This is a genomic window from Pseudomonas sp. S3_A09, assembly GCF_054668065.1.
In genome coordinates this window covers 1-22,129 of the sequence record NZ_CP162752.1, presented here as the reverse complement: position 1 = coordinate 22,129, position 22,129 = coordinate 1, and the positions used below count along the sequence as shown (strand labels likewise).

18 protein-coding genes are annotated in these 22,129 nt (G+C 59.7%); 6 read left to right on the top strand and 12 right to left on the bottom strand.

The genetic code is table 11. The features are described 5' to 3' along the window. Positions 1-13 precede the first annotated feature (13 nt). The 5 genes from AB4N92_RS00090 to AB4N92_RS00070 form a co-directional block, all read right to left on the bottom strand. Entirely contained in the window at positions 14-1,192 is a 1,179-nt protein-coding gene (locus tag AB4N92_RS00090; protein WP_044287335.1) for an acyl-CoA dehydrogenase family protein, read from the bottom strand. Further along, positions 1,189-1,326, bottom strand: coding sequence for a hypothetical protein (locus AB4N92_RS00085; protein ID WP_010209731.1), 138 nt, complete (start codon positions 1,324-1,326; stop codon positions 1,189-1,191). The genes AB4N92_RS00090 and AB4N92_RS00085 overlap by 4 nt, the downstream gene beginning before the upstream one ends. 13 nt (positions 1,327-1,339) lie before the next feature. Beyond that, the gene (locus tag AB4N92_RS00080) at positions 1,340-2,314 is read right to left on the bottom strand and encodes an ABC transporter substrate-binding protein (protein WP_047540966.1); all 975 of its coding nucleotides are present in this window, start codon (positions 2,312-2,314) and stop codon (positions 1,340-1,342) included. 407 nt (positions 2,315-2,721) lie between these two features. After that, positions 2,722-4,305 (bottom strand): rhodanese-related sulfurtransferase, encoded by a 1,584-nt coding sequence (locus AB4N92_RS00075; RefSeq protein WP_069672558.1) that lies wholly within the window; start codon positions 4,303-4,305, stop codon positions 2,722-2,724. Then, the gene (locus AB4N92_RS00070) at positions 4,302-4,913 is read right to left on the bottom strand and encodes a cysteine dioxygenase family protein (RefSeq protein WP_021492716.1); all 612 of its coding nucleotides are present in this window, start codon (positions 4,911-4,913) and stop codon (positions 4,302-4,304) included. Before AB4N92_RS00070 ends, AB4N92_RS00075 begins: the two co-directional genes overlap by 4 nt. Positions 4,914-5,130: 217 nt before the next feature. Here AB4N92_RS00070 and AB4N92_RS00065 point away from each other — a divergent pair, with 217 nt between their 5' ends. Both AB4N92_RS00065 and AB4N92_RS00060 read left to right on the top strand, forming a co-directional pair. Continuing rightward, positions 5,131-6,036 (top strand): LysR family transcriptional regulator, encoded by a 906-nt coding sequence (locus AB4N92_RS00065; protein WP_042572179.1) that lies wholly within the window; start codon positions 5,131-5,133, stop codon positions 6,034-6,036. A gap of 107 nt (positions 6,037-6,143) precedes the next feature. Further along, positions 6,144-6,938 carry a class II aldolase/adducin family protein gene (locus AB4N92_RS00060; RefSeq protein ID WP_021492715.1) on the top strand — a complete coding sequence of 265 codons (795 nt, stop codon included), beginning with the start codon at positions 6,144-6,146 and terminating at the stop codon, positions 6,936-6,938. A gap of 39 nt (positions 6,939-6,977) precedes the next feature. On the opposite strand, the gene AB4N92_RS00055 is transcribed toward AB4N92_RS00060, so the two are convergent. The 3 genes from AB4N92_RS00055 to AB4N92_RS00045 form a co-directional block, all read right to left on the bottom strand. Then, complete coding sequence (locus AB4N92_RS00055) at positions 6,978-8,060, bottom strand: LLM class flavin-dependent oxidoreductase (protein WP_021492714.1); 1,083 nt, start codon at positions 8,058-8,060, stop codon at positions 6,978-6,980. A gap of 199 nt (positions 8,061-8,259) precedes the next feature. Further along, a complete protein-coding gene (locus tag AB4N92_RS00050; RefSeq protein ID WP_021492713.1) occupies positions 8,260-9,564 on the bottom strand; it encodes an ATP-binding protein in 1,305 nt (434 codons plus the stop codon). Continuing rightward, the gene (locus AB4N92_RS00045) at positions 9,561-10,301 is read right to left on the bottom strand and encodes a response regulator (RefSeq protein ID WP_010209741.1); all 741 of its coding nucleotides are present in this window, start codon (positions 10,299-10,301) and stop codon (positions 9,561-9,563) included. Before AB4N92_RS00045 ends, AB4N92_RS00050 begins: the two co-directional genes overlap by 4 nt. 293 nt (positions 10,302-10,594) lie before the next feature. On the opposite strand from AB4N92_RS00045, the gene AB4N92_RS00040 reads away from it, so the two are divergent. Further along, a complete protein-coding gene (locus AB4N92_RS00040; RefSeq protein ID WP_047540974.1) occupies positions 10,595-12,016 on the top strand; it encodes a serralysin family metalloprotease in 1,422 nt (473 codons plus the stop codon). A gap of 1 nt (position 12,017) precedes the next feature. Here the strand turns inward: AB4N92_RS00040 and AB4N92_RS00035 are convergent, their stop codons facing one another. Then, positions 12,018-13,421, bottom strand: a complete 1,404-nt coding sequence (locus AB4N92_RS00035) for an aminotransferase-like domain-containing protein (RefSeq protein WP_042572181.1) — start codon at positions 13,419-13,421, stop codon at positions 12,018-12,020. A gap of 123 nt (positions 13,422-13,544) precedes the next feature. Between AB4N92_RS00035 and AB4N92_RS00030 the strand changes: the two genes are divergently transcribed. From AB4N92_RS00030 to AB4N92_RS00020, 3 genes are all read left to right on the top strand, one after another. Continuing rightward, the gene (locus AB4N92_RS00030) at positions 13,545-14,177 is read left to right on the top strand and encodes a LysE family translocator (protein WP_010209745.1); all 633 of its coding nucleotides are present in this window, start codon (positions 13,545-13,547) and stop codon (positions 14,175-14,177) included. Between the two features lie 80 nt (positions 14,178-14,257). Next, positions 14,258-15,316, top strand: coding sequence for a diguanylate cyclase (locus AB4N92_RS00025; RefSeq protein ID WP_029529114.1), 1,059 nt, complete (start codon positions 14,258-14,260; stop codon positions 15,314-15,316). 48 nt (positions 15,317-15,364) lie between these two features. After that, positions 15,365-16,594, top strand: coding sequence for a M20/M25/M40 family metallo-hydrolase (locus AB4N92_RS00020; RefSeq protein ID WP_044287331.1), 1,230 nt, complete (start codon positions 15,365-15,367; stop codon positions 16,592-16,594). On the opposite strand, the gene AB4N92_RS00015 is transcribed toward AB4N92_RS00020, so the two are convergent. From AB4N92_RS00015 to AB4N92_RS00005, 3 genes are all read right to left on the bottom strand, one after another. Continuing rightward, positions 16,572-17,183 (bottom strand): hypothetical protein, encoded by a 612-nt coding sequence (locus AB4N92_RS00015; RefSeq protein WP_329605911.1) that lies wholly within the window; start codon positions 17,181-17,183, stop codon positions 16,572-16,574. The genes AB4N92_RS00020 and AB4N92_RS00015 overlap by 23 nt on opposite strands. A gap of 315 nt (positions 17,184-17,498) precedes the next feature. Continuing rightward, on the bottom strand, positions 17,499-17,867 hold the full coding sequence (locus AB4N92_RS00010) for a hypothetical protein (RefSeq protein WP_154973405.1): 369 nt from the start codon (positions 17,865-17,867) through the stop codon (positions 17,499-17,501). Beyond that, a complete protein-coding gene (locus AB4N92_RS00005; protein ID WP_460128932.1) occupies positions 17,864-22,111 on the bottom strand; it encodes an RHS repeat-associated core domain-containing protein in 4,248 nt (1,415 codons plus the stop codon). The genes AB4N92_RS00010 and AB4N92_RS00005 overlap by 4 nt, the downstream gene beginning before the upstream one ends. Between the last annotated feature and the right edge of the window lie 18 nt (positions 22,112-22,129).

Here is a 22,129-nt window from a genome sequence, read left to right as displayed (position 1 = left end):
TGGCTCACCGGGCTCACGTACGTTCCTTCTGGCGTTGGACGAAGACGGCTTTGCCGATGCCTTGCAATACGGCGTCGTTCTGTGGGGTGTGTACGCGGCTGCACAGCACGTCGCGGTAATGCCGTTGCAACGGACTATGGCGCGACAGGCCGGGGTTGCCCGAGGCTTCGATGGCCAGCTCCACGGCGCGGATGGCGTTGTGGGTCACCAGGTATTTCAACTGCGCCGCGTTGGCGGCTGGCGTGTGACCTTCGGCGGCAGCGTCAAGCAGGCTGCGGTTGGCGAACAGCAGGGTGTCGATATGGCCGACGGTTTCCTGGAACCGCGGCAAGGTCGACAGCGCAGCACCAAGGTTGGACGGCGTACGCGCTTCCAACCAGTTCACCAGCCAGTCCCGCGCAGCCTGGGCCACGGCGTCGTATACCGAGGACAGCAACACCGACATCCACAGCAAGCCTTCGCCATCCAGCTCCGGCGTCGGCGCGCTCCACGGGCTGACGCTGACGGCATGGTCCAGCGGCACCAACACGTTGTCGAGCACCACTTCATGGCTGCACGTAGCCCGCATGCCCAGGTGGTCCCACGTGTCGATGATGGTCACGCCGGGACTGTCTTTGGGCACCAACCAGGCGCCCACCAGTGGGTCGGCATCATCACTGCGGCCCCACACGCTGAGCCAGCTCAGGCCGTGGCTGCCGGTGGAGTAGACCTTGCGGCCGCTGATGCGCCAGCCCTCGGCGGTGCGTATCGCGGTGGTCGCCGGCAGACCGCCGCGGGCCGGGGTGCCAAGGTCAGGTTCGACACGCAGGGCGTTGATCAAGGCGCCGTTGCGCACGGCGTCTTCGGCCACTTGCGTGCGCAGGTGGGCGGGCCAGGTCTTGCTGTCTTGCAGGCGCGTGTGTTGCAAGTACTGCATCACCAGGATCAGCGCCGTGGACGGTTCGCCCTTGGCGATCGCACTGATGGCCTTGCGCGCCTGGAGCAGGCTGGCACCGCCGCCGCCAAAAGCCTTGGGCACGGTGAGGGCGACCAGGCCATGTTGGTGCAGCAACTGGAAGTTGGCGTGGGGAAAGGCGCCGCTCTCGTCGTAGAGGTGCGCGGTGCTGGCCAGCTCGACGGTGAGGCGTTCGAGCAGGGCTTCGAAGTGGGCGACTTCCACGGAGCGTAGGGCAGGGTGCGAGGATTGGCTCATGCCAGCGCCTGCTGCTGCGCTTCAACCTCGGCGGCGACGCTGTAGCGGTCGGAGCCGCCTTTCTGGCTGTTGGAACCCAGGTCACCGAGTTCCGGGAACGGCGCATCCAGTTTCAAATGCCGTGGCTCGCTCATGTTCTGCTCCTATTTAGCGCGATGCTTGGGAAAGGGGGACACGCTTGGCGTTGAAGCTCTTGTCGAAGCCCTGAGACACGTCGATGTGCTTGAGCAACAGGCCCTCTTTTTGGTAGGTGTCAGCGGTTGTTTGCAGGCCGCTGATAACCGCATCGTCGATGGCGACCGGTGTCAGGTGGGTGTCCTTGGCCACTTCGACATGCACATCCAGCGGCAGGCCGGTGATCTTGGCCTGGGCGGCCGCGTATTCATGAGGGTGCACGTTGGCCCAGGCATAAGCGCGGTCGACGCGGGCGACAAAGTCATCCAGTTGCGGGCGCTTGTCGGCGATGGCTTGGCGGGTGGCCGCGAGGTACAGGTGATTGCTCAACAGCTTGTTGCCACTGATCAGCACGCGGGCCTGGCTTTGCGAGGTGACCACCGTGGTGTACGGGTCCCAGGTGGCCCAGGCGTCGGCAGTACCGTTATCCAGCACCAGGCGCGATTCGCTTGGTAGCAGGAAAATGAACTGCACATCCTGGGTGGTCAAGCCGGCGGTGGCCAGGGCCTTGATCGCCAGGTAATGGCCGATGGAGCCGCGCCCGGTGACGATCTTCTTGCCCTTGAGGTCGGCGACGGTCTTGATCGGTGAGTTCCTGGGGACCACCAGGGCGGTGGTGTTACGCCCCTCAGCGTGAATGATGCTGACCACCTTGAGCGACGCACCGGCACCCAGGGCGAACACGTAGGGCGCATCACCAAGGGCGCCGATGTCTACGGCCCCGGCATTCAAGGCTTCGCCCAGGGGTGAGGCGGAGGGGAACTCCGCCCAGCGAATGTCGTAGGGCACGTTTTCCGATTCGCCGGAAGCTTCCAGCAGCGCCTTGATGGTGGATTTCTGATTGGCTACGCGCAGCGGTTGCAGGTCGGCGGCGTGGCTGCTGCCGATCAGGCCGAAGGCGAGTGCGGTGCCCAGGAGCAGGCGCTTGAAGGGGGTGGTAAAGACCATGGAATGCAGGCTCCAGGCAGATCAAGAAAAGGTTCGTTTACCTCCGCCTGGAGAAGGGGTCGGTGCATGGGTTAACGTTATGCCTATAAAAACTGGCTGTGAAGTTCTTTTTGGTTATATTGTAATTATGAAAATAAATGATTAAGTGGAAGAATATTATTCTCTAACCGTATTTTTTTGGTGTGATTCGGGTCAGGGTCAGGTTGCCCTACAGGCCCCGATAATGGGTGTCGCCCCGTTCGTTCAGCAAGCATGCATAGTCGTCGCCCACGCCCGGTAAAAGGGGACGCGTTGATGTCATGGCGACGCCCTGTAGGAGCGAGCTTGCTCGCGAAAACCGTCAACGAAAACGCGGGCATCCGGATTAAAGCCTGCGCCGCGTGTGGGTGCAGGCAGCTTGGGGGATTTCAGATCACATAGAAACCATGGGTGCCGTCGCGGGCCAGTTGGTCGACCAGGCCGAATTCCCAATCCAGATACGCCTGCATGGCTTCCTTGGGATTGTCGGTGCCTTCGTACGGACGGCGGTAGCGGTCGATGCGCGGTGAGGCCAGGTGAGTTTCACCTTCTTCGAGTGGCAGTTGCGCGTCGATCCAGCCGGCGGTGCCGCCTTGCAGCAGGAACACGGGCTTGCCGGTGATGGCTTCGACTTCAGCTACCGCCAGGCGCGCCAGTTGGCTGCTGCCACACGTCAGCACATAGCGTTGGGCGGTGGGCACCTTGGCCAGGGCCTGGGGCAGTTGTGCGCGCAGGGCCCACCAGGCACCGGGGACGTGGCGCTTCACGTAGTTGGCGCTGGCAGTGAAGTCCAGTACCACGGTGTCGCCATGGGCCTGCCATTCGGCGAGGGTATGGGGGCTGATCAGTTCGGCCTGGGGCGGTGCCGGCACTGGTGCGACCCAGGCGCCTTTCTCGCTGAATTGCGCGGGCTGCAGGTTATCCAGCACGTACACTTCCCAACCCAGTTGGGCCAGCCAGGAGGCGGACATGTTTGCGCGCACGCCGTCGTCATCCGCCAACACCAACCGTGCGCCACGCACGCTGGCGACGTGGTCGGTTTCCTGCACCAACTGACCGCCTGGCGTGGAGCGCGCGCCCTGCAGATGCCCGGCGTCAAATTCTTCCGGAGTACGTACGTCGAACAGGTACGTCGTACGTTTCTGCTCCCGCTGCCAGGCGTGCAGATCGGCCAGAGTGGCACGGCCGACGCGAGCCTTGTCGGCAACCCGACGCGCATCGGTAGCGGCGAGCTGGCGGTGCTCTTCCGCGGTCGGCGCAAAGCGGCGCGACTGGCCGTGTGCGAGCGTCTGCCCGGCCAGTGTCCAGCCAATGGTGCCGTTGCGCAGCGCCGAGACGGGGTTGGCCACGCCGGCATTGATCAGCGACTGGGTGCCGATAATGCTGCGGGTGCGCCCGGCGCAGTTAACGATGATGCGGGTGGCCGGGTCCGGCGCCAGTTCGCGGGCGCGCAACACTAACTCGGCACCGGGCACGCTGATGCCGGTGGGAATGCTCATGGTCTGGTATTCGTCAAAGCGCCGCGCGTCGAGCACCACCACATCGGCCTGGCTGTCGAGCAGGGCCTGCACTTCTTCGGCGGCCAGTGACGGCGTGTGTCGTTCGCTCTCCACCAGTTCGCCAAATGCCTTGCTCGGCACGTTTACGTCGATGAACAGCTCGCCACCGGCGTTGCGCCAACCGTCCAACCCACCTTCCAGCAGGCTGACCCGGGTGTAGCCCAACTCGCCCAGGCGCTCGGCAGCACGGACAGCCAGGCCTTCGCCGTTGTCGTAGACGGTGACCTCGGTATCGCGCCGCGGGATGCGTGAATACACCTCCAGTTCCAGTTTCGACAGCGGAATGTTCGCGGCAAACAACGGATGGGATTCGGCGAACGGCGCTTCTTCGCGCACGTCGACCAGGGCGACTTCTTCACGGTCCAACAGGGCCTGGCGAATCTGCGCAAAGCTGCGGGTCGATACGGGGGTCATAGGGCAGGGCTCTTTTCTTTGGACAAATCCCAGATATTCGGGAGGAAGGCGTTGGAATAACCGGAGATAAAAAGTTTCTCGCTGCCGTCGGGCTGGTACACCGCGCGGCGCACCGCACCGATATTGGCGCCGTACACGTGGATGCTGATCGACACCTGGTCGCTGTGGGCGTTGCTCACCTGGTGAATGTCACCGACCTTGGGCGACACAGCCTCGACTTGGCCCGGCACCAACCGGACCGGCTTGCCATCGGCAATCAGGCTGCCATCGGGGGCGCGTTCGAACCCTTGGGAGAACTCCGAGCCGCGCAGCATCCCGATCAATCCCCATACCCGGTGGTCGTGGATCGGCGTGCTTTGTCCTGGTCCCCAGACAAAACTGACGATGCTGAAGCGCTGGCGCGAGTCGGCATGCAGCAGGAATTGTTGATAGCGCTCGGGATCGGGTTGGGCGAACTCATCGGGGAGCCAGTCATCATGGCTGACCAGTTGCGCCAGCAACTTGCCGCCACGGTGCAGCAGGTCGCCCTCGCGTGGATTGCCGTCGATCAATTCCGCCAGGGCGCCTATGAAGGCTCTAAGTCTCTCGGGGTGTCGGGCCTGGGTCATGACAATTCCATCGTGTGGTCGGTAATGATGGGTTTATCTAAGCATAATGTTTATTGTTAATATGCTATTTTTTAATGATTAGCTTATAGCCGAAGGTAATTTAGAACCGATCTGAATAGTGTAAGACGTTATCGATCACAGCGCGGGCTATCCAGACTTCGTTCCTGCAACTATGCTTCCCACACATCTTAATGACTGTTCTCTATGTGCGGCCCAAATGAAAATTGACGATATCGATGCCTTTGTCGAAGTGATTCGTTGCCAGTCCATCAGCCATGCCGCCGAGTCGTTGCAGCTGACCCAGCCGGCTATCACTCGCCGGGTGCAGAACTTCGAGCAGGCGCTGGGGGTGGAGCTATTCGACCGCAATACCAAACCTCTCAAGCCTACGCTGATCGGCACCCGGGTCTACGAGCAGTGCCGGTTGATCCTGCGCGAGATGGACGCCCTGCGTGAACTGGTGGCCACTGACGCACCCCCCACCGGCCTGTTGCGCCTGGGTGTGCCGCAGACCATAGGTGATGTGGTGCTGCTGGACGCGCTCAAACACCTGCGTACGGAGTATCCGGACCTGCGCGCCCAGGTCGCTACGGGCTGGGGCAGCCAATTGGTGGGCAAGATCGAGCGCGGCGAGTTGGATGCGGCGGCGGCACTGTTCCCGGCGGGCAAGATCTTCCCGGACAACATCGTCGGCGAGTCGATCGGCAAGATGGAGCTGGTGGTGGTCTGCGCCAAGGCGCAACTGCCGAAGAAGCCCTGCAAACTGGCGGATGTGTACCAGAACGGCTGGATTCTCAATCCGGATGGCTGCGGTTTCCGCGCGGGGTTGCAGCGGACCTTGTCCGATCAGGGGCTGGCATTGCGGGTGAACCTGGAGACGTTTGGCACTGAGCTACAACTGGGGTTGGTGGCGGACGGCCTGGGCCTTGGCCTGGTACCACGCCCGTTGTTGGAGCGCAGTGTGCACCGTGAGCAACTGGCGGTGATGCCGCTCAAGGATTTCAAGCCGGTGATGGATCTGTGGCTGATCTATCCGCACTTCCTGGGCAACCTGCAAGGGCCGGTGGATGCGTTTGGCAAGTTAGTGGCTGCCTCGTTGCACCCGATCAAGCATGCAGCTTGATATAAAAAATAATAATAATTAGCTTAGATTAAAATGTGCTTTTTATTATTTTTTTGCATCCCATAGGCTTGCCTGGAAGTCCTTAAGGCCATCCAGGAAGTTTTGCCATGAGCAGCGTCACCTCGATTTCCAGCGTTTCCAACCCTGTTCGCCAGCGCGTCACTGCGGAAGAATGGGAGGTGCGCGTCAAACTGGCCGCCGCCTATCGCCTGGCGGCGTTGTACAAGTGGACCGATCACATCTACACCCACTTCTCCGCTCGCGTGCCGGGCCCGGACGCGCATTTCCTGATCAATGCATTTGGGTTGTTGTTCGATGAAATCAATGCGTCCAACCTGGTCAAGGTCGACCTCGACGGCACTATCGTCGACGACCCTACCGGCCTTGGCATCAACTACGCCGGCTATGTGATCCACAGCGCCATCCACGGCGCACGCCACGACCTGCAAGCGGTGCTGCACACCCACACCCGAGACGGTATTGCGGTGTCGGCGCAAAAAGACGGCCTGTTGCCGATTTCCCAGCATTCCATTGGTTTCTCCGGGCGTGTGGCGTACCACGGCTATGAAGGCATTGCCCTCGACCTGGACGAGCGCGAGCGATTAGTCGCGGACTTGGGCGACAAAAGTGTGATGATCCTGCGTAATCATGGGTTGTTGACCGCCGGCGTTAGCGTAGAGCATGCGTTTCAGCAACTGCAGCAACTGGAGCGGGCCTGCAATATCCAAATCGCAGCCCAGGCAGCGGGGAATGCGGCGTTGATTTTCCCCCCAGTGGACGTGGTGGAGAAGGTCGAGCAACAGGCCAAGGCGAACGCCAGCGGCGAAGGACCGGGCGTGGCGCGGCATTGGAATGCGTTGATTCGGCAGTTGGAGCGCAGTGATACCGACTACAAGAACTGAACTTTCCTAAGGGAGCTGGCTGACCAGCTCCCCTATGAATCAAGCCACTTGCTGGGCCTGTTCGCGTTCAGCGATCAGCTGGCGGGTGAGAGGAATCAAGCGCTTGCCATAGTCGATGGCATCATTCAAAGGATCAAACCCACGAATCAGGAACGTGGTGATCCCCAGGTCGTAGTAATCCACCAATGCCTCCGCGACTTGCTCAGCCGTGCCCACCAGTGACGTTGAGTTGCCCTGTGCCCCCAGTAGCCCTGCAATCCCCGTCCACAAACGCTTATCCAGCCGCGATCCCTGCGCCGCCGCCGCGAGCAACCGGCGCGAGCCTTCGTTCGGCGGTTCACGTCGGACAAATCCATTTTTCTCTGCCAGCTCGGTGGCCTGCTGCAAGATGCGGTCGGCCCGTGCCCACGCCAGTTCTTCGGTCTCGGCAAGGATCGGCCGCAACGAAAGGCTGAAACGAATCGTGCGTCCATGCTTGGCCGCTTCGGCGCGTACCTGGGTCACGATCTCGCGCACTTGTTCGTAGGTTTCGCCCCACAGCGCGTACACATCGGCGTGTTTGCCCGCCACTTCGATCGCGGCTTTGGACGCACCGCCAAAATACAAGGGGATGTGCGGTTGTTGCGGTGACTTCACCGTGGAATGTGCACCTTCGACCTGATAGTAGGTGCCCTTGAAGTCAAAAGGTTGTTCGCTGGTCCATTCCTGACGCACCACGCTCAGGTATTCATCGGTACGTGCGTAGCGTTCGTCCTTGCCGATGTGGCTGCCATCGGCACGCAATTCGCGGTCGTCACCACCGGTGATGATGTGCACTGCCGTGCGCCCGCCGTTGAACACGTCGAGCGTGGCGAATTGGCGCGCCGCCAAGGTAGGCTGGGCGAAACCGGGGCGATGGGCGATGAGGAATTGAAGTTTTTGCGTCACGCTGGCGGCATGGGAGGCGATCAGCGTGCTGTCCGGGCTGTTGGAGTGAAAGGCCACCAGCGCGCGGTCGAAGCCGGCTTGTTCGTGAGCGCGGGCCACGGTCTCGATGTAGTCGGGTTGCAGGGTAGGGCCGCTGCGTGGGTGAATTTCGGAAGCGTGATGGCCGCCAATGTAGCCGATGAATTCGATGCTCATGGTCTGTCCTGGTTCAGTGCGTGATGGACACCTCCACCGGGCAGGGGGTCGGTTATTCGCCTCTAAAGTAGGGGCCGAAGCCAGGGCTGTAAAATGCCGATTGGTTCTAACCTAATTATTAAAATGTTGAATCATGGGGGAGTTGATGTATCAGTAATTTGCATCTGTATCCCGCACCGGCAACACCGGTCTCTGAGGCTTAAAGCCCCAGGCGTATCTCGGCACACAACCCACCTTGCGGTCGATTGCTCAAGGTCAGCGAGCCGCCTATCGCGACTGCCAGTTGTTGTGCAATCGCCAAGCCCAGTCCGGTGCCACCGGTGCCGCGGTTGCGTGAACTTTCGACGCGGTAGAATGGCTGCATGACCTGAACCAGTTCGTCTTCGGCAATTCCGGGGCCACGATCCAATACCTTGATCGACAATTCCCCGTCCGCCGTCGAGCCCACTTCCAGTTCGGCACTGCCTGCAAACTTCAATGCATTGTCCACCAGATTCACCAGCACCCGGCGCAAGGCGTGGGGGCGCGTGTCGAACACGACTGCGCTTTTTCCCGTGAGGCTGACCTGTTTGTGCATGTCCTGGTAGTCGAACACCAGGCTGTCGAGGAACGCATCGAGGTTGATCCGGTGGCTGGTTTCGGTAGCGCCGTGAACGCTGCGCGCATAGGCCACGCCTTCGCGTACCAGGTGTTCCATCTCGCCCAGATCACTCCAGAGCTTGTCGCGTTCGGCGCTATCTTCCATGAATTCAGCGCGCAGTTTCATGCGGGTGATCGGGGTTTGCAGGTCATGGGAAATCGCCGCCAGGATCTGCATGCGTTCCTTCAAGTATTCGGCGATGCGTTTTTGCATTTCATTGAACGCGGCAGCGGCGTGGGCAACTTCGGTTGGCCCCTGTTCGTCCAGCGGTGTGGGATGGGCGTTGGGGTCGAGGGTTTCCACGGCGCGGGCCAGGCGGGTCAGCGGGCGGATGGCCAGGCGCACGGCGATCCAGGTGCAGCCCAGCAACAGAGCCAGTTGCAGCACCAGTACCACCGGCAGCCAATAGGCGACCGGCAGGGCGGCGGGGCGCACGTCGATGGTGATCGGGCTGCCATCGGCCAGGTTCAGGTGCGCCTGGAAGTGCTTCTGAATACCGGGGATGTCGCGGAAGGTCAGCGCGTAGTGTTCACCCAGCGCATCCGCGATCGAGGTGGCGGCCATGGGCACATCATCGCTGCTCATCGGTTCGCCGGTCTCGCCCGCGTTGAGCAGGTAGCGATAGTTCTGACGGTCGAGACGCGGCAACCAGCTGGCCCGTTCGTTGACCGGCAGCCGGTCGAGGATCGCCACCGAGGTGGACACATCGTTTTCCAGGTTGCCCAGCATGGCGGTGCGCGCGCTGATGTAGCGCTCGTAGAATTGCGCACTGAAGGACAAGCCATGGGCGCACACCAGGCTGATCAGGAAGATCAGCGACAGTTGTGATGCCAGGGTGCGCGGCCATCCCAACCTGAAGGTCATTGCTCGGCCCCGAGGATTTCCACCGGCAGGGAGAACACGTAGCCCTCGCTGCGCACGGTCTTGATATAGGCCGGTTCACGGGCGTCATCCAGCAGACGTTGACGCAGGCGACTCACCAGCAGGTCGATGGAACGGTCGAACAGGTCGGCGTCGCGGCCCTGGGTCAGGTTAAGCAACTGGTCGCGGTTGAGCACGCGTTGCGGGTGGTCGAGGAACACCCGCAGCAAGCGGTATTCGGCACCGCTCAGCGCCACGAGGGTGTCATCGTCGTCGAGCAGATGGCGGGCGGTGGTGTCCAGGCGCCAGCGACCGAAGCGGATCAATCGTCCGGTTTCACTGACCACAAGGTTCGGCGGCAGCATCCGCGTGCGGCGCAATACGGCGTTGATACGCGCCAGCAGTTCACGGGCGGCGAAGGGTTTGACCAGGTAGTCGTCGGCGCCCATTTCCAGGCCGATAATGCGGTCGGTTTCATCGTTGCGCGCGGTGAGCATCAGCACCGGCGTGGCCTTGTGTTTGCCGACTCGCAGTTCGCGGCACAGCTGTAGGCCGTCATCACCGGGCATCATGATGTCCAGCACGATCAGGTCCACCGGGGTGGTGTCGAGGAAGCTGCGCATCTGACGGCCGTCGGCGACCACGGTAGTACGCATGCCGTTCTTCTTCAGGTAGTTGCCTACCAGTTCGCGGATCTCCCGGTCGTCATCGACGATCAGGATGTGATCGACATGATCCATGCTGTGCCTTCCTCGTTAATTACTCATTGGGGCGCAGTCTAGCCACTGTCGGCGCCTTTGCCTTGTGCCCTTTGTATTGCAGTGTATCTGGCGATAAGGAGATACACGATGAAGCAAAATTGCGGCTTCAATGCTCAAGGGGAGCGCAAGCGTTGAGCGACGTCCTACGCGCTGCGGGCATAAAACGATGGATTCACTTGAACGTAATCGCTCGAATTCCCGGCTTAAACGCACATCCGATTATGTGCCCAAGGTCGCAAGATCAGGCTTCATTGCCTGATGAGAGCGCATTCATGACAGCCATTACCTCGCGAGCGAGCACCACATTCCAGACGATTGAACAGTTTCAGCACCGAGATGATCGCGGTGGCGGCATCCAGCACAACGGATTACCGTCCAAGACGCCCGAAGAAGCAACCGCACGACTTTGGCGTGGGAGTGCTGGATGGCCGGATAAGAACGGCGACGGCCGTTATGATGTGACCTATACGTTTCGAGAGCCTCCCGAGGACAAGCATCAAAGACAGCACAATAAATCCGGGTTCACTCACGTGCTCGAAAATCAAAGGCAACAGACCCGGCGCAGCTTGCAATCCATTGCGGATGTGGCAAACGTGAGGTTTACCGAGGGGCCGAAAACGGCGAGCAGCGAAGGTCACATCACCCTCGGCAATTACGCTGATTTGTACAATAAGAAGGGCCAGTCCGTTGCGGCTTATCCTCAGACGTCCTTGCCCAACCCCAAGGACAGATTCAGCGGCGATGCTTGGTTCGTCGATACAAAAGACGATCAGAGCGTGCCGAATGCGTCCCACGGTGATGCAGGTCGCTTCACCCTCGTGCATGAGTTGGGCCATGCCTTGGGATTGAGCCACCCTAGCCAATACGACGTCAGTTCCGGGTCTGCCAAAGCCGGGTATCTGGAAGACTCCGAAAGCCATACCACCATGAGTTACCTGGGCGAACGTCACGGCTATATGAATCACGGCGGCATCCGCGCGTCGGCGCCGCAACTTGACGATATCAGCGCCTATCAACAGGAATACGGCGCCAACCATGAAACCCGCAAGGACGACACCACCTACGGTTTCAATTCCAATACCGATCGGGATTTCCTCAGCGTCAAGGCCGACCAGGACAAGATGGTCGCTGCCATCTGGGATGGCGGCGGCACCGACACATTGGACTTCTCCGGCTACCAGCAGGACCAACAGATCAGTCTCAAGGCCGGGACGTTTTCGGATGTCGGCGGCCTCAAGGGCAATGTCTCGATTGCCTATGGCGTGACTATCGAAAACGCTGTGGGCGGCTTCGGCAATGATTTGCTAGTGGGTAACGACGCGGCCAACACCCTCAACGGTGGAGAGGGCAACGACCGCATATATGGGGCGGGCGGGGCGGACATCTTGTGGGGCGGCAAAGGCAATGACGTCTTTGTCTACGGGAAAACCAACGAGTCGACCCGCGACGCGCCGGATCAGATCATGGACTTTGTCAGTGGCGAAGACCGCGTGGATGTGTCCGGGATCCGCGCGACGCTGGGCGACAAGCCGCTGACGTTCGTGCGTGCATTTTCGGGCGCCAGCGGTGAAGCGATGGTGACCTATGACCCGGCAGTTCAGAGGAGTACGTTGCAAATCAGCGGCAAACCTGACGAGCCGGCCTTTCTCCTGGTGGTCCACGGCAAATTGCAGCAGAGCGACATCGTGAGTTGATTCAGCCGGTGCTTCGCAACAGCGTCTCAAACAGCTGCTGCACCCGTGGCTCATCACTGTGGGCCACATTGAAGCGCATCGAATCACGCTGGACCGGGTCGTAGCCAAACAGCGCGCCCGGTGCCAGCACCATGCCCTGTTTCAATGCCGCCTGGGCCAGCAGCTCGCCGTTGACCCCAGGCGGCAGCCGCGCCCAGATAAACATTCCGCCTTCGTAACCCATCGGCAGCTCGCAGCCGCAACGCTTGAGCCATTGCTCCACGCGTCCACCGGCCTCCATCAAGCGCTGCACCATGCGCTTGCGGTGCTTGGCGTAACTGCCTTCGCTGAGCATGCGGTACACGACCTGCTCGAACAGCTCGGAGGTCACGCCGCCGCTCATCAGTTTCATGTTGGTGAGGTTGGCTGCCAGTTGCGGTGCGGCCACCACAAAGCTGACGCGGGCGTTGGCGCTGAGGATCTTGGAGAAGCCCGACAGGTAGGTGACCTGGTCCAGGCCGGCGAGGGCGGCCAGGCGCGGCGGCGGGTTGGGGTGCAGGTCGCCGTAGAGGTCGTCCTCGACGATATGGCAGTGGTAGCGCTCGGTCAGTTGCAGCAGGCGGAACGCCTGGCCGGGGCTTAAGGAGTGGCCGGTGGGGTTGTGCAACACGCTGGTGGTCAAGTACAGGCTGGGGCGATGCTCGGCCAGCAGCTGTTCGAGGGCCGTGAAATCAAAACCGTCGGGGCGACGCGGGATCGTCACCACCTTGACCCCGTGCAAGGCCAGGTTGGCGTGGAAGTTGAAGTAGCACGGTGCGTCGAGCAGGACCGTGTCACCGGGACGTGCCAGCAGGCGCATCAGCATGTCCAGGCCTTGTACGGTGTTGGGAGTGGTGATGATTTGTTCCACCGACACCGACAGGCCCTCGCCGTGCAGCTTCTGTTGCAGCGCCTGGCGCAAAGGCAGCAACCCGGCCGGTGTGCCCAGGCTGGCGATGCGCAGCGACGGCGCCCGCACCACGCTGCGCAGGGTTTGGCGCAGGGCTTCGCTGTCCAGCCAGGTTTCCGGCAGGTGGCCGCCGCCGGGGCGCAGGTCGCCGTGGGCCGTCGCAAGCGGTCGACGCAACACGCTGAGCAGGTCCTGTGGCAGCAGATCGACCCAGTTCGAGGTTGTCGGGCGTGCACGGTCTGTCGCGACGAAATAGCCACGGCCTTGACTGGAAGTGAGCAGGTTGCGCCCGCGCAGGCGGTCAAGGGCCTCATTGAGGGTGAACTTGCTCACACCCAGTGTCTCGGTCAGTTCGCGCACCGAGGGCAACTTGCTGCCGGGCGTCCATTCGCCGTTTTCGATGGCCTGGCTGAACGCCTCGACGATCTGTAGCACCTTGGGGGTGCCTTCTACAAAGGTGATGGCTGATACGAACACGCGACGTCCTTGCCTTTGCTGGAAGTTTTACCGGTAAAGTTCGGGCGGATTAGGCCTCACTTTACCTGCCTTGCGCAATGCCAACTGCCTAGACTGCGGGCTCCATCCTCCAGGTCCCCGGCCATGACAAGTGCGTTAACCCTCTCCTCGTTCCTGTATTTCCTCCTGTTTTGCGCCACCATGACCTTCAGCCCCGGCCCCATGACTCTGCTGTTGTTGAGCCTGGGCGTGCGTGACGGTCTGCGCCGTTCGATCCCGGCGCAGATCGGCGCCAGTGTGTCGTACCTGATTTCGATCTTGATCTTTGCAGTGGGCTTTTCCGAGTTGATCAAGGGCTATCCGGTGATCACCCAGGTCATCCAGGTGGTCGGCGTGGCGTACATCCTGCATCTTGCCTACAAACAGTGGACCAGCAGCGGCGTGGTGATCGAACGGATCGGCCAGGTCGAAGCGGCGCGTAACCTGTTTGGCAAGGGCTTGCTGACTGGGTTCTCCAATCCCAAGACCCTCATCATGTTCAGTGCCGTGTTCCCCCAGTTCGCCGGTACCGGGGCGAGCCGTTCGACGGTGGACATTGCGATCCTTGGGCTGACGTTCCTGTTGCTGCAATTCGCCAGCGGCTGCCTGTATTGCTACTTCGGTCAGCGCATCAAGCATGTGCTGGAAAACCCCAAGCGCCGTGTGTTGTTGCAGCGCATCACGGCCGTGTTGCTGCTGGGCGTGGCAATGATGCTGGCGCGGGGCTTTGCCCACTGAGTCTTGAGCTAACGAGCAATAGTGGCGATCTGCCGTTACCCTGATAGACTCCAGGCATTCATTCAGGATCTCACCCCACCATGTCAGCTGCAGAAGGCACCGGACTTCCGCTCGCTTCTCGGTTGTACAGATCCCGTACCCTCGGGCTGACGCTCGGATTTGTCTGCGTGGTGTTCGGGATGTATCCCCTGGACCCGGCCTGGTGGGTGTGGGCCTGGATGTTGATCAATGCCTTTGTCTGGCCGCATGTGGCTTTTCAACTGACGCGGCGCAGCGCCAGCGCCCTGCGCAGTGAACGGCGCAATCTATTGTTCGATTCCTTTTGTGGTGGGTTCTGGGTCGGCGCCATGCACTTCAACCCGCTGCCGAGCGTGACCACCTTGTCGATGATGAGCATGAACAACGTGGCCATCGGCGGCCCGCGCTTCATGCTGGCGGGGTGGGTGGCGCAGGCGTTGGGTCTGGGCACTGCGTTGCTGATCTTCACGCCCGCATTCATCGCTGTGACCACCCAGGCGCAGCTCTACGCCTGCCTGCCGATCCTGATGCTGTATCCGCTGGCCTTAGGGTGGATCTGCTACCGTCAGGCGCTGACCCTGGCACGACATAAACGTGAACTGCTGGCCCTTAGCCGCACTGACAGTCTGTCCGGGCTGCTCAACCACGGCGCCTGGAAGGATCACCTTGAGATCGAGTTCCAACGCTGTCGCCGCGATTCCATGGGCGCCGTCATTGCGCTGATCGACATCGACCATTTCAAGACCATCAATGACACCTACGGCCATGTCACCGGCGATATCGTCCTGCGCCAGCTCAGCAAAGTGTTGCGCCAGAACCTGCGCGCCACCGACCTGGCCGGGCGTTACGGGGGTGATGAGTTCTGCGTGATCCTGCCGGGCATGCCGCTCAACCGCGCCACAGAAGTGATGGACGCCTTGCGCGATCGCTTCAACGCCTTGGCCTACGCCCAGGACCCGACCCTGCGCGTCAGCCTGAGCATCGGCCTGGCGCCGTATCAACCGACCCACGCAGATTCGACCAGTTGGTTGAATGACGCCGACCAGGCCTTGTACGACGCCAAAAGCAGTGGGCGGAACCGCGTCAGCACGGTACAGGAGGGTTGGTTGCGATCGGTCTAGTGGAGTAGGGTGTCACGGCACCTTCCAACAAAAAACAAGGATCGGTTCATGCTCTTCAACTTCCCCCGTACCCTCCTGGCCGCCACCCTGGCCATGTCCTTCGCCGTGCCGGCCTACAGCGCCGAACCCCACAAACAGATCCAGGCACACGCCGAGCAGTACAAGGCCGACGCCCTGAAATTGCTGGAGCGCCTGGTGAACATCGACTCGGGTTCCGGCTATGAACCGGGCCTGACGCAAGTGCGCGACATTGCTGTGGACGAGCTGAAACAGCTGGGTTTCTCGATTGAGCTGGTGCCGGATAAAGCGGCCAACAACAGTCACGTGGTTGCCACCCTCAAGGGCACCGGCAAGGCCAAGATCCTGCTGATGGCCCATATGGACACGGTGTTCAAGGAAGGCTCGGCCGCCGAGCGTCCGTTCCACATCAAGGACGGTCGCGCCTATGGCCCTGGCGTGATGGATGACAAGGGTGGCATCGTCGCCGGCATCTACGCGCTCAAAGTCCTCAAGGACCAGGGCTTCAAGGACTATGCGCAGATCACCTTCCTGCTCGACGCGAGCGAAGAAACCGGCTCCGACGCCGCCTCTGATCTGATCCGCAAGACCGCCAAGGCCCACGACGTCACTCTCAACCTCGAACCCGGCCGCCCAGCCGATGGCCTGGTGGTCTGGCGCAAAGGCAGCGCCACCGCCGTGGTTGAAGTCAAAGGCAAAGCCGCCCACGCCGGCGTCGCCCCGGAACTCGGGCGTAATGCTGCGATGGAAGCGGCGCACCAGATTCTGCAACTGGGCAAGCTGGGGGATGAAGAGAAGAAAACCACCATCAACTTCACCGTGATCAAGGCCGGCGACCGTACCAACGTCATTCCCGACCAGGCCACCGCCAAGGCGGACGTGCGCGCGGCGTTGCCGGAGGAGTTTGACCGCATCGAGAAAGACCTGGCCCGCGTATCAGCGAACAAACTGATCCCGGAAACCGAAGTGAAGACCAGCTTGCAGCGTGGGTTACCACCGATGCCGCAGACGCCGGAATCGGACAAGTTAGTGGCGATTGCCCAGGGGATTTATGGGGAGTTGGGCAAGAAGCTGACGATTGAAGGCAGCGGTGGCGCGGCAGACGCGAGTTTATCGGCTGGGGTGGGGACGCCGACGTTGGATGGGTTTGGGATTGTCGGCGGGAATATTCATACCCCGGAGGAGTATGCGGAGGTTGAGAGCGTGGTGCCGCGGGTTTATTTGCTTAGTCGGATGATTATGGAGCTTTCGAAGCGGTGATTTTCCGCTGATTGGCTTGCTTTTGTGGTGGGCAGGCTTGCCCTGCGTTGGGCTGCGAAGCTGCCCCAAAACAGGTGATGCCGATCCGCCTGAAAACCCTATTGCCTGGAGTGGGGCCGCTGAGCGGCCCAACGCGAGCAAGCCAGCTTGCCACAATGCCTTGGAGAGTAGTATTACCAAGTTGATTGGTCCTCAAGGCTGGCTTTTTGAAGGTCGTCTTCCACCATTCATTCGCTAACCGATATATATCTTCGAAAAAGCCTCGAGGCCTTACCATGTCGCTCCATCCCCTGGGCAGGGAACAGTAGAACCCAGGAGCCTGGCGTAGCACGTGCGAAAAATTATATGTTTCGTCATTGAGCGCAACGCTCAATTTGTCAACTAAGACTTTTCGATGTCGATAATTTAAATCTGTGCTTTTGTCTATTATGTATTTTTTAATTAATCGCTCCCTGTCGGTCTCATTGTTTATGTCATAAGTTTCGAGCTCTTTACCTAGCGTCTCTTCGCGGTCGTAGATGTCGAATGGTCCGAGGAAGTATCTAAGCTTTGGCTGGTACGGGATATTCAGAAAAGGGTGTTTTAACATTGATAGTCGCTCACTGGAAATACGGTGTAAAGTTTCTTTGTCTCGCGATCAAATTTAGCAATTGCCGTATTCATGTTTTCATCAAGTGTCGGGTTGTTTAAATCTGTGGGGTTCGGTATGTATCCTCTTCCACAACCTTGCATTTCTATCCGGACGATGGGATTTCCGTAGTAGTCCTCTCCGGTGAATGGGTCGAGGTTTCGAGTTGTGCGTGTGGAAGCTTCATTTAGAGCAGCGAATTGCATTTTATGACTTTTGAACTGGGAGCTCAATTGCATTATTTATAGTCCTTTAGTGTGTTTGCTTGTATGTTAATCAGATGTCGGTTTTTTTTAAGGTTGCTTCTTTATGATATTTTTTAAGGCATTTTAGCAACACTTTCATGAAACGCCGTTTGTCGGCGATCTCGTCTTCAAAATGTGTGTCGAAAAGATAGAACACTGATTCAAAATCTTCATCTGTTTGTAGCAGGTATTCTAGGTTTTCAACATGACGTTGCCTTTCGTCGACTTTGTATCTGACGAATTCTGGTTTTGTAAGTTTGTTGAATAGATTTTCCAGTTCTTTGTCATTGTTAATGTTTGTGGCTGCGATGAGTTCTTCTCTAGCCGGATTTTTTGCGTTTTCGACGCAGTAGGTGAATAGCAAACCTTGGGTGATTGATGTGCTTGGCTTAAGTTTCATTCGAACTCCGTAAATGCTGTAATAGGTTTGCCTTCGTCATTCAAAAAAACTCTGGCTTTTCTTTGTTTTCCATATTCGTACCCTTCTCGCTTGTATCCTTCACCAATTATTTTTCCCATGTGCATTGGCTCTTTTGACCTCGAATGGTCAGTAAGCTTGAAGATGAGTTGTGAGCGGTAAATTGCGTTCAATTGGTCCCTGTGGTTTAGAAAGTGAGTAGCGGCACTGGGTGGCCTTGGTAGCCCCCTTCTTCTCCCATTAAGAAAGGTCTCGACTTCGCCGGTAGTGGGATTTGTAGCTGTCATCACTCGTTCGAGCTGAGACTCTCGCGACGTCTGAGCCCCATGTTTTTCCAAGAAGTGTGCTCCCGGAATTGATCCCTCGAGTTCCGATAAACGCCGATGAGCATTTGATTCGGCAAGCTCATCAATTCTTGCTTGTCGCTGCCTACTTGTCAGTTGCGGTAGGGCCGGCTCTGAGTGATTAACACTTTCAGCTGGTTTTTGGGCGGAAGCGTTTGGCTCGCAACCATTCTTGTCAGGACAGGCGTTCAGCCCTAATGGATCTACCCACCCTATAGGATTGGGCACGTACTGGTACGCATTGATCCCACCCGCCAACTTCACCGGGTCCGGCGTGAGGTAGCGACCAATATCCGGATTGTAGTAGCGATGGCGGTTGTAGTGCAGCCCGCTTTCTTCATCGACGTATTGGCCCTGGAAGCTCAGCGGGTTGTCGATTTTTCCGATGTCGAGACGAGTGATTTCGCCGTAGGCGCGGTAGTGGGCGGACCAGACGATTTCGCCATCTGGGGCGGTGAGTTCCTGTGGGGTGCCGAGGTGGTCGAGTTGGTAGTGATAGGGCTTGGTTTCGTTTGGACCAAAGCCTTCCAGTAGCGCCAATGGCCTGAAGCTGTCGGGTTCGTAGAGGTAACTGCGATGGCGATCCGCTTGGTGTTCGGCGATGAGTGTGTCGCCCTGCCAGAAAAACTCCGTAGTGATGCCGTCAACGGTTTTGCTGATGCGCCGCCCAAACGGGTCATAGCGGTAGCTGGCGGTCTGGCCATTGGGTTTTTTAATGCCGATCAGACGGTGCTGGCAGTCGTAGCGGTATTCGGTGACGAGCGCGTGGCCTTTGCCGCGTCGTTGGCGGATAAGGTTGCCGAAGGCGTCGTAGTCGTAGTGGTGGTCGCCCTGGATCATCAGGCGATTGCCCGCGACGATGTCGGGGCCGGGGCGGTTTTGCATGAGCAGGTTGCCAGCCGGGTCGTGGGCGAAGCGTTCTTGCTCGCCTTGGGAGTGGTCGGCGCGGGTGAGGCGGTTTAGTGGGTCGTAGTGGTAGTGATGCTCGCCTTTGCGAGTGTCGAGGAGGCGGGTGAGGTTGCCGGATTGGTCGTAGTCGTAGTGGCGCTGGTAAAGGGTGTGTTGTTGCTGGGTGACGGCGTGGGCGTGCAGGCGTTGCTGGTCGTCATAGTGGTAGTGGCTGATCAGTTGGCCTTGTTGGCGTTGGAGTTCCTGGCCGGCTTTGAATAGGTGGGACGTCAGCACCGTGCCGTTCAGCTCGACGGTGGCGAGGTGGCCGCCTTTGTCGTGGTTGAAGGTGAGACGGTTGTTGTCCGGCAGGCGCAGGTTTTGCAGTTGGCCGCAGGCGTCGTAGCCATAGCGCAGCGTGCCCCAGCCTTGGTGTTCGGCGGTGAGACGGTTTTGGCTGTCGTACTCGTAGGCCAACGCCCAGTGGCCGTTTTCGACGCTTAAGAGATTCCCCTGACGGTCGTAGGCGTAATCGACAAGGCTGCCGTCGGGTAGGGTTTTTCTTACGAGGCGACCGGCATGGTCACGCTCGTAACGGGTAACCAGCTGACTGCCGTCATCGCCGTGTTCGGTCTTCTCCTGAAGGTTGCCGTTGAGGTCGTAGACGTAAGCCGTGCGCTGGCCATCAAAGCCGGTTTCCTGTTGGATCAGGCCGTTGCTGTGGTATTGGAGTCGGTAGGTTTCGCCCACCTCGTTTTCGATCTCGGTCAGCAATAACCTAACGTTGTCGTACCGGTATTTGACCTGGGTGCCATCAGCGTTGATGCGACGGCTGATCAGGTGCAGGCCGTCGGCGTATTCGTAGCGGGTGAGGTGACCCAGTTCATCGCGTTCGGAGGTGATTTTTCCGTAAGCGTTGTAGCTGTATTCCCGTGCGGCACCGCCCGGTAGCACAACACGGATCAACCGACCTACGCTGTCCCACTGATACTGGGTTAGCGCCCCCTGTGCATCTTCACGGGCAACCTGTCGCCCAAGGTCGTCATAGCGATAGCGCTTAACGCCACCGTTCGGCAACTGCTCCTCAAGCAACTGCCCACGCTCATTCCACACCAGCCGATGACAGCTGTGATCCGGGTACCAAACACCAACCAGCTGCCCATATTTGTTGTAGCTGTAGTCAGTAGCGTTGCCGTCAGAGTCGGTCTTGCGCGTCACGTCGCCCTGGTCATTACGCTCGTATTTCCAGACCGCGTGACCCCGCCTTACAACCCGTACGAATCCATTGTCATGCTCGTAGGTCGTCGGCTCATCGTCCCCCGGAAACAGCGCCACCAAACGCCCGGCTTCGTCGTACTGATACGCCGTGATCGCACCCAGCGGATCCTGCTCAACCGTCAGCCGGCCTTTGTCATCGTAGGATTTAAAGTGTTGGGCACCGTCAGGGTCCACGCGCTGCACCAGCCGCGCCCGCAGGTCATGCACGTAGACTTCCTGGCTTCCGTCGGCGTTAAACACCGTGACCTGCCCGTTGTCATCCCAGGCGTACCGCGTGTCCATCTGCGAGAAACTGGCCCAGTGCCGGACACACCGCGCGGCCTTGCCAGACCGTTCCCAGGCCCAGAAAAAACTTGCCCCACCGGCCAAGCCACGCTCAAGAATTACGTGCTGATCGTCGTACCGGTAAACCTCGCTTTCACCGACCGCATTGGTCGCCGAAATCAGTCGCCCAGCGTCGTCATAGGCGTAGGCAACAACGGTCTGCTCTGTTACCCAGACAAATGGGCCGTCATCGACAGCCCGCTCGATCTGGTAATCCACCGCCACGATCCGGCTCGAGGCATAGCGCAAAAACAGCGAACGTCCGACACCGTTATCCAGCCGCTCAATGCGTCCTAGAAAATCCCTGCAAATGCGCAGCCGGTTGTCATACGCATCGCTGATCGCTGTCAGCACACCGTCGTGGAAGTGGTAGAAACGTGACCCTTGAGACAGGACTAACTCATCGGGCACAGCCCCCAGGTAGATCGCCGCTTCGGCCAGGCTGTTGGTGATCGCGGGCCGAGAAGCGGTGGGCAGGGGCAGGGTGGTCGAGCGATTTTCATGATCGGTCCACACCACCGCATCCCCGGAAACACTCAGCCGATGCGCCAGCGAGTGACTCCAGCCAAACCCCAACCCGCAGTCCATTTCCACCGCACTGGTGCGGTACAAGCGGGTCCACTCAAACGGCAAGAGCCCGTCCAGCGTTCCATCGGTGAGGGTCAGCAGTTCCTCGCCCGTGACCATGGACACCGGGCACCCGTTGGTGGCGGTCTTGTCCGAAGACGCAGCGACATTCCCAGCCGGGTTTCGAGCGGAAGCAGGCACATCGTCGACAGGCTCCTGCCGCACCAACACCGTCCGTTGCGTGGCCTTGTCCCGAACCAGCGGTACCGGGTTGGCAACCACCTGATCCCCAACCTTCAATGGCACATCCGGAATTACCCTGATCGGCGTCGCCGCGCTGCCCAGCAACAACGGCTTGGCCGCTTCGACATGCGCGTCCAACCGAGGCCCGACGAGCTGATCGGCCAGCCTCTCCAGCCATCTACGCGTGCGGCCGGATTTGATATGCCCCACCACCTGGGGGCCCAGGCGCAGGGTCACACCCATGGCGCCTGCAACCCTCACGAGCAGCAGCCCGATCAATACATCGCCGGTGATTTCCCCCATCACCTCGTTCATTTCTTGCGGCGGCAACATCCGTATCCAACTGGATATCGCCGACACATAGATAAACACCAGCGGTTCATCGCTGAGCACCAGCAGTCCGCGGCCAATGGCCTCCTTGCCCAGTTTCAGCAGTTCATCAAGTTCGGTCTGGGTAACGTATTGCAGCCACTTCTCACTGTGGGTCTGGATATCCGCCAGCAGGCCATACAGTTGCGTGAAGTTGTCCCAAAGGCTGTAAAGCGCCTTACCCATTCCCTGAAGAAACGCCTTCTCCAGCATCCTGCGTTGATCAAGAGG